Origin of the sequence: Methylobacterium adhaesivum (assembly GCF_022179065.1) — a bacterium.
Classification (GTDB): domain Bacteria; phylum Pseudomonadota; class Alphaproteobacteria; order Rhizobiales; family Beijerinckiaceae; genus Methylobacterium; species Methylobacterium adhaesivum.
This window is the reverse complement of sequence record NZ_BPQD01000001.1, coordinates 355,822-368,311: the sequence shown is the minus strand read 5'-3', so window position 1 is coordinate 368,311 and position 12,490 is coordinate 355,822. Positions and strand designations below refer to the sequence as shown.

General features: G+C 69.4%; 11 protein-coding genes. 5 read left to right on the top strand and 6 right to left on the bottom strand.

The genetic code is table 11. The features are described from left to right. Positions 1-71 precede the first annotated feature (71 nt). Positions 72-1,703 carry a porin gene (locus MFF01_RS01755; protein WP_238221391.1) on the top strand — a complete coding sequence of 544 codons (1,632 nt, stop codon included), beginning with the start codon at positions 72-74 and terminating at the stop codon, positions 1,701-1,703. A gap of 205 nt (positions 1,704-1,908) precedes the next feature. Continuing rightward, positions 1,909-2,178: a hypothetical protein gene (locus MFF01_RS01750; protein ID WP_238221390.1), complete on the top strand. Its 270-nt coding sequence runs from the start codon at positions 1,909-1,911 to the stop codon at positions 2,176-2,178. A 219-nt stretch (positions 2,179-2,397) separates the two neighbouring features. Here MFF01_RS01750 and MFF01_RS01745 read toward each other — a convergent pair whose 3' ends face one another. The 3 genes from MFF01_RS01745 to MFF01_RS01735 all read right to left on the bottom strand — a co-directional run bounded on the left by MFF01_RS01745 (position 2,398) and on the right by MFF01_RS01735 (position 4,983). Further along, positions 2,398-4,014, bottom strand: a complete 1,617-nt coding sequence (locus MFF01_RS01745; protein WP_238221389.1) for an AMP-binding protein — start codon at positions 4,012-4,014, stop codon at positions 2,398-2,400. A gap of 7 nt (positions 4,015-4,021) precedes the next feature. Further along, positions 4,022-4,612, bottom strand: a complete 591-nt coding sequence (locus tag MFF01_RS01740) for a nitroreductase family protein (RefSeq protein WP_238221388.1) — start codon at positions 4,610-4,612, stop codon at positions 4,022-4,024. Between the two features lie 131 nt (positions 4,613-4,743). Further along, positions 4,744-4,983, bottom strand: coding sequence for a hypothetical protein (locus MFF01_RS01735; protein WP_238221387.1), 240 nt, complete (start codon positions 4,981-4,983; stop codon positions 4,744-4,746). Between the two features lie 635 nt (positions 4,984-5,618). On the opposite strand from MFF01_RS01735, the gene MFF01_RS01730 reads away from it, so the two are divergent. Next, positions 5,619-7,568 (top strand): methyl-accepting chemotaxis protein, encoded by a 1,950-nt coding sequence (locus MFF01_RS01730; protein ID WP_238221623.1) that lies wholly within the window; start codon positions 5,619-5,621, stop codon positions 7,566-7,568. Between the two features lie 216 nt (positions 7,569-7,784). Here the strand turns inward: MFF01_RS01730 and katG are convergent, their stop codons facing one another. Both katG and MFF01_RS01720 read right to left on the bottom strand, forming a co-directional pair. Next, complete coding sequence (katG, locus tag MFF01_RS01725; protein ID WP_238221386.1) at positions 7,785-10,103, bottom strand: catalase/peroxidase HPI; 2,319 nt, start codon at positions 10,101-10,103, stop codon at positions 7,785-7,787. 266 nt (positions 10,104-10,369) lie between these two features. Beyond that, complete coding sequence (locus MFF01_RS01720) at positions 10,370-10,597, bottom strand: hypothetical protein (RefSeq protein ID WP_238221385.1); 228 nt, start codon at positions 10,595-10,597, stop codon at positions 10,370-10,372. A gap of 92 nt (positions 10,598-10,689) precedes the next feature. On the opposite strand from MFF01_RS01720, the gene MFF01_RS01715 reads away from it, so the two are divergent. Then, a complete protein-coding gene (locus tag MFF01_RS01715) occupies positions 10,690-10,914 on the top strand; it encodes a hypothetical protein (protein ID WP_238221384.1) in 225 nt (74 codons plus the stop codon). Between the two features lie 219 nt (positions 10,915-11,133). On the opposite strand, the gene MFF01_RS01710 is transcribed toward MFF01_RS01715, so the two are convergent. Continuing rightward, positions 11,134-11,727 carry a glutathione peroxidase gene (locus MFF01_RS01710; RefSeq protein ID WP_238221383.1) on the bottom strand — a complete coding sequence of 198 codons (594 nt, stop codon included), beginning with the start codon at positions 11,725-11,727 and terminating at the stop codon, positions 11,134-11,136. A 268-nt stretch (positions 11,728-11,995) separates the two neighbouring features. On the opposite strand from MFF01_RS01710, the gene MFF01_RS01705 reads away from it, so the two are divergent. Next, complete coding sequence (locus tag MFF01_RS01705; RefSeq protein ID WP_238221382.1) at positions 11,996-12,490, top strand: PRC-barrel domain-containing protein; 495 nt, start codon at positions 11,996-11,998, stop codon at positions 12,488-12,490.

Below are 12,490 nucleotides of genomic sequence, written 5' to 3'. Positions count from 1 at the left end.
CCAACGCTCTTCTCAGTGGCGGGCGCGCCCAAACAGTGACCCTTCTCGGGTTGGACGCCACGGGATGGGGCATGATGCGGGGACGGACTGGCCTGATCGCGGGCATGGTGGGGCTGTTCGGGGTTCCGGTCGAGGCGGCGGACGAGCCCGGGGAGCACAGGAAGAAGGCCTCGGACGGATACGTCCGGGTCTGCACCCCCTACGGCAAGGGCTTCTTCACGATCCCGGGGACGGACACCTGCCTGCGGGTGTCGGGCCGGGCACGGTTCGAATACGCCTATCAGAACGCCTACAGCCGCACCGGCGCCGGCGACATCAGCGGCTACCAGAGCCGCGCCCGCCTGAACTTCGACGCCCGGACCCAGACGGATTACGGCGTGTTGCGCGGCTTCACCCGCATCGACATGGGCAGCCGGACGGGGTTCGCGACCATGCATGCCGGGGCGCTCAACCGCATCGGCAACACCTTCCCGGCCACCGGAATCGATAGCGCCGGCCGGGTGCAGCAGCAGATGACCCTGGACAAGGCCTTCGTGCAATTCGCCGGCCTCACCGCCGGCCGGGCCTCGTCGTTCTTCGATTTCTACGCCCACGATTTCGAGTTCATCGTCGCCTCCATGGGCTCGGACGTCGCCTCGACGAATCTGGCCGCCTACACCGCCAGCCTCGGCAAGGGGCTGTCCGCCACCGTCTCGGTGGAGGATCCGAATTTTCGGCAGACGGCGGTCTATTCTTCGCAGACCGTTCGGCCCCTGGCGCCGAACCTCGACGGTGGACCGGCCCTGCGGCCGGTGGCGCCGCTGTTCATCGGATACGCCGCCGACGGGACGCCGACGGGCATCGGCTTCGTCGATGCCGCCCAGCGCAGCCGTGTGCCCGACCTCGTCGGGGTGCTGCGCTACGACGGCAGCTGGGGCTCGGCGCAAGGGTCGGCCGCCCTTCACGAGATCAGCCCCGGCACCCTCGGCAGCGACGCGTTCATCGGCACGAATCTCGGGCAACCGACCACCCTCGCCAACAACCGCGACATGGGGCGCGCGCCCTCGGCCTATGGCTGGGCCGTGCAGGGCGGCGTGAAGGTGAATCTGCCGGCCCTGGCACCGGGGGACACGTTCTACCTCCAGGGCGCCTACGGCGAGGGCACGGCGCTCTATACCGGGCTGCCGGCCTATGTCGGCCCCTATGCCCAGTCCGCGACGGCGATCCAGGGCGCGGCCTTCCAGCAATTCCTCAACGACGCGGTGCTGAACCCCCTCACCAATCGCCTCGAACTCTCGACGAGCTTCTCCGCCACGGCGGCCCTGCTGCATTACTGGACGCCCTCCGTCCGCTCGGCAGTGTTCGGCTCCTACGGCCGCATGACCTTCGCCCCCGGCGCGCGGGTGGCGCAAGGACTGCATTTCAGCCTCACCGGCACCGGGCCGGGCACGCCCGGCACCCGGTTCTTCGAGCTGAGCCAGGTGCTGCGTGATTCCTACCGCTTCCTCATCGGTGCCAACCTCATCTGGTCGCCCGTCAAGGAGTTCGATATCGGCGTCGAGGCCATCTACACCCGCTACGGCATGCAGGAGGGTCGTGTCCTCGACCTCAGCCGATATCCGACGCAGACCGCCGCCTACGTGAACGATCCGGCCAATCCGGTCGCCACCGTGACCAGCGTCGACGCCGTTCAGATTCGGGCGCGGGTGCAGCGGGATTTCTGAGACCGCCTCTTCTTGTCGCCGGCCAATCCTTCCCGGCGCTCACGGCGCCGTGACTTGAATACACTTTACGTGCGACATTCTCTGCAAGTTCGTCTTCCATGCGATCCAGCACATTCCCCCGGGAACCGATATTCGTTCCATAGGTTGTGCAAGCATCATTGAGGCGGACATCGGGTCTGTTCTTGAACCGGAGCTTGCAATTCAAATGAAGACGCGCTTGTCCGCCCTCGTCACCGCCGTTGCACTGGGTGCCGCCGCCCTGACGCCGGCCCTGGCCTTCGACGGCCGGATCGAAGGTCAGGCCCGTTACATGGGCCTGATGCCCAGCGACGCCGAGGCACCCGTCATCCTGATGGACGAGACGGGCCCGAACCCGTTCGGCTGTCCGATGAACTCGGCCGCCGAGGGCAATGCCAACCAGCAGACGCGCCCAGTGCCGCAATACGGCCAGACCTCCGGCGGCTCGGCCTGCTGAGCGGGATCACCCCGATGCTCAAGGCATTCTCCTACGGGATGATTGGCGTGTTCGCCCTGGGGCTCGCCTTCACCCTGGCCGGTTCGGTCGATACGATCTTCAAGTTCTGAGAAAATTTCACTAAGTCTTTCCCCTGTTTATCGGCGAAGATTTGCGAAGAACCGACAAACCGAACAAGATTTCATTGGCGGCCGGGCCCATGTCCGGCCGCTTTTGCGTTCAGCCCTCGTCGCGCAACTGCCGCCGGATGATCTTGCCCGACGTGGTCATCGGCAGGGAGGCGCGAAACACGAGGACCCGCGGATACTCGTGGGCCGAGAGCCGGGTGCGGACATGGGCCTGGATCTCGGCCGCCAGGGCGTCAGTGGGTGCGAAGCCGTCGCGCAGCACCACGAAGGCCTTCACGATCTCGGTGCGGAGGGGATCGGGCTGGCCCACCGCCGCCGCCATCGCCACGGCGGGGTGGCCGCACAGGCAATCCTCGATCTCGGTCGGGCCGATGCGGTAGGCCGCCGAGGTGATGAGGTCGTCGTCGCGGCCGACGAAATGAACGTAGCCGTCGGCATCGCGCCGCGCCGTGTCGCCCGTCAGCATCCAGTCGCCGCGAAATTTTTTGGCCGTGGCGTCCGGCTGGTTCCAGTAGCGCAGGAACATCACCGGATCGGGGCGGGCGACGGCGATCTCGCCGGGCTCGTCCGTCCCGGTCTCGGTGCCGTCGGGGCGCTGGATCATCACCCGGTGGCCCGGCACGGGCCGTCCGGTGGAGCCGGCCCGCGCCACCCCGGCCGAGGGGCAGGCGGCGAGCACGAGGTTGCACTCGGTCTGGCCGTAGGCCTCGCCGATGGTGAGGCCGAGGTTGTCGCGCGCCCACCGGAAGGTCTCGGGGCCCAGCGCCTCTCCGGCCGAGGCGATGTTGCGCAAGCGCGAGAGATCGAAGCGCCCGCGCGGATCGGGCACCGTCTGCAGCATCCGGAGCGCCGTGGGCGGCAGGAACGCGACCGTGACGGCGTGCTCGGCCATGAGCCTGAGGGCCGCCTCGGGCTCGAACCGGACCGAGGGTTGCGCCACCACGGGCACGCCGAGGCTCAAGGCCGGCAGGGTGGCGTTGAGGAGGCCGCCGGCCCAGGCCCAGTCGGCGGGCGTCCACATGCGGTCGCCGGGCCGGGGCGGGAAATCGTGCATCATGAGGAAGCCCGGCATGTGGCCGAGGAGCACCCGGTGGCCGTGCAGCGCGCCCTTGGCGAGGCCCGTGGTGCCCGAGGTGTAGATCATCAGGGCCGGATCGTCCGGGCCGGTCTCCACGGGGGTGAACCCGAGGGGGGCCTGCGCCACGAGGTCGGCATAGGCGAGCGCCCCCTCCCCCGCCCCGTCGAGGCTCACCACCAGGGTGAGGGCGGGGAGCCCGGCGCGCAGGGGCGCGACCTTGGCGAGACCCGCCGCATCGGTGATGAGGGCGCGGGCGCCCGAATCCGCAAGGCGGTAGGTCAGGGCGTCAGGGCCGAACAGGCCCGCCAGGGGCAGCGCGATGGCCCCGAGCTTGTAGGCGGCGGCGTGGGCCACCACCACGGCGGCCGATTGCGGCAGCAGCACCGCCACCCGGTCGCCGGGCCCGACACCGCGCTGGCGCAGGGCCGCGGCGAGGCGGTCGGACGCGGCCTTCAGATCCCCGAAGGTGGTGGTGGCCACGCCCGCCGCCGTGACCTCCTGGATCGCCGCGCGGTCGGGCTCGCGCGCCGCCCAGACATCGCAGACCGCCACGCCCATGTTGAAGCGGGCGGGGATGTCCCAGGCGAAGCCGGCGACGAGGCCGGCATAGTCGGAGGCTGGCGCGAGCACGGGAGGCTCAGAGCTTGTGGCCGGGAAAGCCGCCCGCGTGGACGAAGTCGGTGATGGGGCGACGGCCGTTCGGCACCTCCTTGGCGCGCTGCTCCTCCGTCAGCTGGTCGCGCGGGGTGGCGCGGCCGACGGCGTAGGCGGCCTCGACGTGGTTGCCTTCCGGCACCGCGAGGAGGGTCGCGGCGCGCGGCTTGTCGAACCCGCCCATGCCGTGGACGTGCCAGCCCTGGCGGATGGCCTGGAGCTGGAAGTTGGCGGACGCCGCGCCGGTATCGAGGGAATGGCTCGGTGTGGGTTTGAGAACGTCGCCGACCTTCATGTTCTTGTTCGACACCAGGATGACCAGCGCCCCGGCATCCTTGGCCCAGGCCTGGTTGCCCGGCACGAGGAGATCGAGGAACGGCGCCCAGTGGGGCGTGTCGCGCAGGGCATAGAGGAAGCGCCAGGGCTGGGAATTGTAGGAGGACGGCGCCCAGCGCGCGGCCTCGAACATCCGCAACAGCTCCGATTCCGGCACGGCCTCGCCGGTGAAGGCGCGGGGGGACCAGCGCTCGATGAACAGGGGGTCGATGTCGTGGTCGGGCTGACGCGGATTCACGGTGAGGCTCCGGGTGCGGGACGTGCCGTTTTCGCCTTGCACCGGATGGGAGCGGTACGCAAATCCCGCCCCCTCGGCCTTTGGTCGCAAGTCCCGACGTTCGCGCCTCGCGTCCGTTCGGGAGAGAACGCCTACTCGACGACCTTCGCGACGGGGCGGTCGTTGCCCTGCGCGGTCTCGTCGTGCCAGGCGCCCGCGCCGTCCTGGTAGCGGATGCCTTCGGTGGAGCCCGGCACCTGCTGCTCGGCCGCCGCGGCCTGGGCCGCCTGGAGGGCCTCGTCGTGGCTGGGGAAGGTTTCGGAGAACACGTCGCCGACCTTGTAGGCGTAGCCGCCGTCGTGCTCGACGATGCGATAGGTGACGTCCGACATGCGTTTCGTCCTCGGTTGACTGTGCGGGGCGAACCGCCGCGACGGGCGGGAGGTTCCCGATCCGGGCCCTGGTCCCGTCCGTTCGCGCCCCCGCGGAACCACGGGTGGGTCAAATCGCCCCGAGACGGTCTTCCCGCGCCCACGCGTCCTGGTCGAGATCTCGACACACTTCGAGAACCGTACCGATGCGGCCTTCACGGCATGACCGGCATTCGCGCCGTTCTGCCGGGTGACGGCTCCGGATCCATGATGACCGGGACCTTGCTTGTCCACGCCGACGATTTCCCGTGACGGCGAGGCGAACGAGACGCGCATGGGCGTTTACTCATCGCACGAAGACGCCCCAGAAGTTCGATATCGTACAGATCGCAGTTTTACGCCCTCGTTGCGGCCGACGATCCGCGAGCATTGGTCCTGCATCCAAGCTTAATTGATTTCGCAGCGGAAGATATTTGGCAATATTAGGAGTCTCCGCACCGTGATCGTCTGGTCCAACGACGATGAGGTGCTGCCAGCAATCAGCAACGGAGACGGATAGTTAAAGAAATTGTGCGAGCTATCGAGCCATCGCCTTCGGAGTTTTGATCGTGCAGTTCGGCATCCGCTCTCGCCTTTACGCTGGCTTCGGCAGCCTCATGGTCGTGGCAGCTGCCCTCGGTGGCATTTCCTACCATCAGCTCAGCGACGTTGCCGCCCAATACGAAACGCGCGGTCGGTACGAGAGCATCGCTCGCATGGTCTACATGGAAAATGCCCTGGCGGCTCAGCTGACGGGCGACGCCGAGCAGTATCGTCTCGTGCCCAAGGCCGAGCAGATCGCCCCGATGGAGCAGACCCGGCGCGAGATCGAGCACATCGGCGACACCCTGATCGCGGACGACCTCTCGGACGAGCGCCGCAGGTTCTACGCGGAGATTCGCGACGGCGCGCGGGCCATGAAGCCGGAACTCGAACGCCTGGCAGAGGCCGGCGCAAGCTTGAAGACATCGAAAGACAAGCTGTTCACGGGCGGCGACGACCTCACGCGCGCGACGGCCGCTCTGGTGGCCGAGGTCCGGGCGCGGGCCGATGAATCGACGCTCAGCCGGGCGCAGAGCGTCGAAAGCGCCATGCTGCTGGTCCGCGTTGCCAATTGGCGCTTCCTGGCCACCTTCGATCCGAAGGGGCCCGCCACGTTCGCGACGAACGTCGCAAAGGCCGAGGCGGCCTCCAAGGCCCTGAGAACCACCGACGGCAGCGCCCCGTTCCTGGCGTCGATCAACGCCGTCGATGCCGCGCTCGCTGCCTACTCGACGAATTTCCACGCCACGGTCGCGGCGCTGGCGGTGTCGAACAAGGCCATCGAGACCGGCATCAAGCCGCACACCGATGCCATCGCGCGGTCCGCGACACGGATGCGTGAGACGATCAAGCGGGCCGTCGACGAGATCACCGAAGCCACGACCGCGTCCGTCGCGAACGCTCGGCTCGTTCAGATGACCCTCGTCGCCCTCGCGCTCGCCATCGGTGGTGGGCTGGCCGTCCTCCTGGCCCGGGGCATCATCGCGCCCATCGCCGGCATGACGGCGGCCATGAAGCGCCTGGCGTCCGGCGACAATGCCGTGGAGGTGCCCTCGCGGGCGGCGCGCGACGAGATGGGCGAGATGGCTCAGGCCGTCGAGGTGTTTCGCCAGAACGCCCTCGCACGGGTCGAGCTGGAAAACGCCCAGGTCACCGAGCAGTCGGCGCGTCAGCGCCGGGCCGATCGTGTCGACGCCCTGATCAAATCGTTCCAGCGGCAGGTCGCCAGTTCATTGGAGATCGTCACCGGGGCGGCCACCGCGCTGGATACCACGGCCCGTTCGATGACCGGCGTGGCCGACAGCACCAACAGTCAGGCCCTGGCCTCGAGCGCGGCCGCCGAGGAGACATCGGTCAACGTCCAGACGGTGGCGGCGGCGGCCGAGGAGATGGTGTCCTCGCTGCAAGAGATCGAACGGCAGGTGATCCGCTCCAACGAGGTCGCGGTCATCGCGGCGAACGAGGCGGCGGCGACGGGCACCGCCATGGCGGCCCTGGGGTCGGCCGCCGATCAGATCGGGGCGGCGGTCACCACGATCTCGTCGATCGCCGCCCAGACCAACCTGCTCGCCCTGAATGCCACCATCGAAGCGGCGCGCGCCGGGGATGCGGGCCGTGGCTTCGCGGTGGTGGCCGCCGAGGTCAAGGAACTGGCCGGGCAGACGGCTCGGGCGACGGAGGAGATCGGTGGCCAGATCGCCGCCATCCAGGGGGCGACGGGTCGGGCGACGGAGGCGATCCAGGGGGTCGGCCGGACCATCGCTTCGATCAACGAGATCGCCAACATGATCGCCTCGACCGTGGTCGAGCAGACGGCCGCGACGGGGGAGATCGCACGCAACGCCGGCGAGGCGGCGCGCGGCACGCAGGACGTGTCGGCCAACGTCGCGCGGGTTCTGTCCTCAGCGGGCGAGACCGGCAGTGCCGCGACCCAGGTGCTGGGGGCGGCAGGCGAACTCGCGGCGCAGTCCCTGCGCGTCAAGCAGGACGTCGACGCCTTCCTGCGCGACATCCAGGCGGCGTGAGGGGAACCGGGTTCCGGTCGTAGCCGAGCCCGGCCGTCACGCCTGTGCCGCGCCCGGTATGGCCGGCCCCTTCGGGGGATGGGTGATGCGGTCTTCTGGATCGGCTTGGTGACGCGTCGGAACGCGGGCCCCTCCCCTGACGGGAGAGGAGCCCGTCGCACCCGTTCGACCCGAAACGGTCGAACGGAGTGTTGCGATGCCCGGCCTCGGGGGCGATCAGGCTGCCATCGGCCCGTAACGCCGGTGGCCCTTCACGTCGTAGCGGTCGAGCATCATCACCTTGTCCCAGACCCGGACGAAGTCCGTGACGAACCGCGCTTGCCCGTCGCTGCCGGCATAGACGTCGGCAAGCGAGCGCAGCTGCGCGTTGGCGCCGAACACGAGGTCGTTGCGCGAGGCGTGGAAGCGCACCGCGCCGCTGGCGCGGTCCTTGAGGACGAACCGCATGGCCTCGGGGTCGGCCTTCTCCCAGACGAGGTCCGTGTCGGTCAGCGCCCGGAAGAAGTCCGTCGTCAGCACGCCGACGCGGTCGGTGAACACGCCCGTGTCCGAGCCGTCGTGGTTGGCGTTGAGCGCCCGCAGGCCGCCCGTGAGCACCACCCATTCGGGGGCGGTGAGGGTCATGAGGTTGGCCCGGTCGAGGAACAGCTCCTCCGGCGAGAGGCTCGGCGCGATCTGGCCGTACCCGTCGTCGACGTAGTTGCGGAACCCGTCGACGACGGGTTTCAGCCACGTGAACATCTCGATGTCGGTCAGCTCCTGGGTGGTGTCGACCCGGCCGGGCGTGAACGGCACCGTGACGGCGGTGCCGGCCGCGCTGGCCGCCTTCTCCACGGCGACGCAGCCGCCGAGCACGATGAGGTCGGCGAGCGACACGGCCTTGCCGTCGCCACGCGCACCGTTGAACTCCGCCATCACGCCGCGCAGGGCCTCGACCACGGGCGCGGCCCGGCGGTTGACGGCCCAGTCCTTCTGCGGCGCCAGGGCGAGGCGCCCGCCATTGGCGCCGCCGCGCTTGTCGCTGTCGCGGTAGGTCGCCGCCGCCGAGAACGCCGCGAAGGCGAGATCCGAGACCGACAGGCCCGTCGCCGAAATCGCCTGCTTGAGGGCCGCGATTTCCGCCTCGCCGATGGGCGCGTAAGCGGCGTCGGGGATCGGGTCCTGCCACAGCAGGCCGTCCTCCAGGGTCACCTCCGGGCCGAGGTAGCGGTGCTTCGGGCCCATGTCGCGGTGGGTGAGCTTGTACCACGCCTTGGAGAACGCCTGGGTGAAGGCGTCGAAGTCGCCCAAGAACTTCTCGCAGACCTTGCGGTATTCGGGATCGACCTTGAGGGCGATGTCCGTGGTCATCATCATCAGGGGGTGCATCAACCCCTCGACATGGGCGTCGGGGGTCTTCGGGGCGTCCGGGTCCTTGGGCGTCCACTGCACCGAGCCGGCCGGGCTCTTCGTCTGCACCCATTCGAACTTGAACAGGTTCTCGAGGTAGCTGTTGTCCCATTGCGTCGGATCGGGGGTCCAGCTGCCCTCGATGCCGTTGGTCATCGTGTCCTTGCCGTGACCGGTGCCGCGCGGGTTGTGCCAGCCCAGCCCCATGGCCTCCATGGGGGCCATCTCGGGCGGCGGCCCGATCTCCTTCGACGGCGTCATGCCGTGGCTCTTGCCGAAGGCGTGGCCGCCGGCGATGAGCGCCACCGTCTCCTCGTCGTTCATGGCCATGCGGGTGAAGGTGATGCGGATGTCGCGGGCCGAGCCGACGGGATCGCCGTCTCCGTAGGCGCCCTCCGGGTTGACGTAGATCAGGGCCTGGTGCGAGGCGGCCAGCGGGTTCTCGAGGTCGTAGTCGGCGTCGCCGTTCTTGCCCCGCCAGCGCTTGTCGCGCCCCGTCATCTTCTCGAAGTCGGACAGCGTGCCCATCTCGACCACCTCAGGCCCCCAATAGGTGGCGTTGTCCGCCTCCCAGGCATCGAGGCGTCCGCCGGCGAAGCCGTAGGTCGGCAGGCCCATGATCTCGAGGGCGCAGTTGCCCGTCAGCACCATGAGGTCGGCCCAGGACAGGCCGTTGCCGTACTTGTGCTTGATCGGCTGCAGCAGGCGGCGCGACTTGTCGGTGTTGCCGTTGTCCCACCAGCTCGAGATCGGGGCGAAGCGCTGCATTCCGGTACCGGCGCCGCCGCGCCCGTCGGCGATGCGGTAGGTCCCGGCCGAGTGCCAGGCCATGCGGATCATCTGCGGGCCGTAATTGCCGTAATCGGACGGCCACCACGCCACCGAGGTGGTGAGGAACCCCTTGATGTCGCTCTTCAGCGCGTCGAGGTCGATGGCGTTGAAGGCGGCGGCGTAGTCGAAATCGGCGCCGAGGGGATCGGCGCTCAGGCCGTTCTGGTGCAGCACCTCGACCCGCAGGCGGTGGGGATACCAGTTGTCCAGGGTCGGGCGGTTGCCATGGGCGCCGCCGATGCGGTCGCCGCCGAACGGGCAGCGTCCCTCCATCTTGAAGGATTCGGTGTTGGTCTTGTCGATCGTCTCGCTCACGGATGTCCCCTCGGATTCTCGAAGATCAGGGCGGCCGGACCGGGGCCTCGGCCGCCCTCCCGTCACGCCTCGTGCGGCGCGGTGGATCGCGCGCGAGGATCCCGGCCGATCGGCACAGGCCTCGGAATCCCGGCGAGCGGGAGCGATCATACCGCGCCGCAGCGGAAACTGCGGGAAGCTCGACGGCAAATGGGCCGGCGCGAGCGTACGGAAAGGGACGACGATGCGCCTTTTTGCCGCCCGCGTTCGCTCGGCGTCGCGGCCGATCAGTGCCGGGTGATTCCGGCCCAGGGGAGGTTCGGCACCATGGCCTCGCAGCCGGCGATGAGGGAGCCGCGCACGTCGTCGGGGTCGTAGCCGCGCCCATGCGGGAAGGCGACGATCTGGGCCGTGGCCTCGCCGGCCCGGTGGATCGCCGCGATCCAGGCCTCGGGCCCGCGCGTGAAACGGACCTCGTAGGTCACGTCGTCCTGCACGAAGGTGTAGGGCTCCATGCCGCCTCTCCCTGGCCCGCCATTCGAGCCTCGCCGCATATGGGCGGGCGGGCTATGGGCTCCAAGGTGCTCTGTCCCGAAGGTCTCCGCCCATGCGTCCCATCCACACTGCCCTGTGCGGTCTCGCCCTCGCGCTCCTCGCGGCGCCGGTCATGGCTCAGGGCCGCCCCCGCATACCGGGGACGGACGGCGTGCCGCCCAATCCGTTCGCCTCGAACTATCCTTCGCGTCCGCCCGAGGCCGCCCGGCCCCGGTCGCGCCGGGCACGGCCGGCGGGGGCGGATCTGCGGCCGCCGCGCGACATTCCGGGGCGCTGAGCGTTTCGCCCGAGCCCGTTCGTAACCGGGCGCGCGATATCGTCTCCGGGAGATCACCTCGGATCTGCTTGGCGCGACAGGCCCCCTCTCCTGGAAGGAGAGGGTTGGGGTGAGGTGTGTGACGTCTTCGGAGAGTTCGCACACCTCACCCTGTCCCTCTCCTTCCAGGAGAGGGGACCGGCGCTCGATATAAACCGAGCCGATCTCCCGGAGACCGGATCAAGCCCCCGGCAACTCGGCCGCGATGGCGGTGACGAGACGCGGGTCGGTGGGCTCCAGGGTGTGGGGATAGGCGGCGAGCAGGCGGCCGTCGCGGCCGACGAGGTACTTGTGAAAGTTCCAGCCCGGGGTGGCGCCGGGCTTCTCCGCCGCCGCCCAGCGGTAGAACGGATGGGCCTGCGGGCCCTTCACGTGCACCTTCGCCATGATGGGGAAGGTGACGCCGTGGTTCTTCCGGGCAGCCTCCGCGATGGCGAGCCCGTCGAGGGGCTCCTGGTTGCCGAAATCGGGCGACGGCACGGCGACCACCGTGAGGCCGCGGGCGCCGAAGCGGGTCCACAAGCCCTGGAGCCCGACGAACTGCCCGGCATAGCCACAGGCGGTGGCAGTGTTGACCACGAGGATCGGCTTGCCGGCGAGGTCGGCCAGGGCGAGGCTGCCGCCCTCGGGCTTCTCGAAGCTGAAGGCCCCGGCCCGGATCTCGCTCGTGGGGGTGTCGCCGGCCCGGGCGGCGCGGGGGCCGAGGGCCAGGGCCGCGCCGAGGAGCATCAGGGCCTCGCGGCGCCCCGGCGTGCCGAAGGGGGATGAGGGCATGGCTGGGCTCCCGAAGGCTGTGGCGCGAAGGCCTCGCGCTGGAAAGCGTGCGCACAGCAAGCCGGCACGCAGGGCTTCAGCGTGAACCTAGCGCGGCGGCCCGGGAAGTGGAGTCCCGGGACGTGACGTCGGCCTCGTGGGAAACATCCGGTCCGATGCCAGAAGGCGCCCCCATCGCGCGGCCCGGGCGGAACCATCCGGCGGTCCCGAGCTTGAGCGTTCGACACGGCCCGCCCGGCCACCACCGCCCGACCCGAAAGTCCTCTCCATGCGCAGCCTGTTCCTCGGCACCGCCCTCCTCGTCGCGAGCAGCGTGGGAGCCTTCGCCCAAGGGGCCCCCGCCGGGGCGCAGGACGCGGCCGGAGCCCCGGTCCCGTCGGCCCCCGCCACCCTCGCCAACGACCTGCGGCCGACCTTCGTGGCGCAGAACCCGAGCGACATGGTCACCTCGAAGCTCGTCGGCCTCACGATTCAGAACAACGCCAACGAAACCATCGGCGAGATCGCCGACGTGGTGCTCGACGACAAGAACACCGTGAAGTCCTGGGTGGTCGGCGTCGGCGGCTTCCTCGGCATCGGCACGAAGTACGTCGCCATCGATCCGAGCGCCATGAAGATCACCCGCGTCAACGACACGACCCTGAAGGCGGTCATCGACACCAACAAGGACCAGCTCCGCGCCGCGCCCGAATACATCTACCTCGGCAAGAAGGCGGACGCGAAGACCGACGCCAAGCCGGCGGAGACCAACAAGGCGCCGTAG

Excerpts from the sequence above, each read along its gene's own strand:
- MFF01_RS01755 (WP_238221391.1), top strand. The coding sequence starts at position 72 with ATGATGCGGGGACGGACTGGCCTGATCGCGGGCATGGTGGGGCTGTTC.
- MFF01_RS01750 (WP_238221390.1), top strand. The coding sequence starts at position 1,909 with ATGAAGACGCGCTTGTCCGCCCTCGTCACCGCCGTTGCACTGGGTGCC.
- MFF01_RS01735 (WP_238221387.1), bottom strand. The coding sequence starts at position 4,983 with ATGTCGGACGTCACCTATCGCATCGTCGAGCACGACGGCGGCTACGCC.
- MFF01_RS01730 (WP_238221623.1), top strand. The coding sequence starts at position 5,619 with ATGGTCGTGGCAGCTGCCCTCGGTGGCATTTCCTACCATCAGCTCAGC.
- MFF01_RS01720 (WP_238221385.1), bottom strand. The coding sequence starts at position 10,597 with ATGGAGCCCTACACCTTCGTGCAGGACGACGTGACCTACGAGGTCCGT.
- MFF01_RS01715 (WP_238221384.1), top strand. The coding sequence starts at position 10,690 with ATGCGTCCCATCCACACTGCCCTGTGCGGTCTCGCCCTCGCGCTCCTC.
- MFF01_RS01710 (WP_238221383.1), bottom strand. The coding sequence starts at position 11,727 with ATGCCCTCATCCCCCTTCGGCACGCCGGGGCGCCGCGAGGCCCTGATG.
- MFF01_RS01705 (WP_238221382.1), top strand. The coding sequence starts at position 11,996 with ATGCGCAGCCTGTTCCTCGGCACCGCCCTCCTCGTCGCGAGCAGCGTG.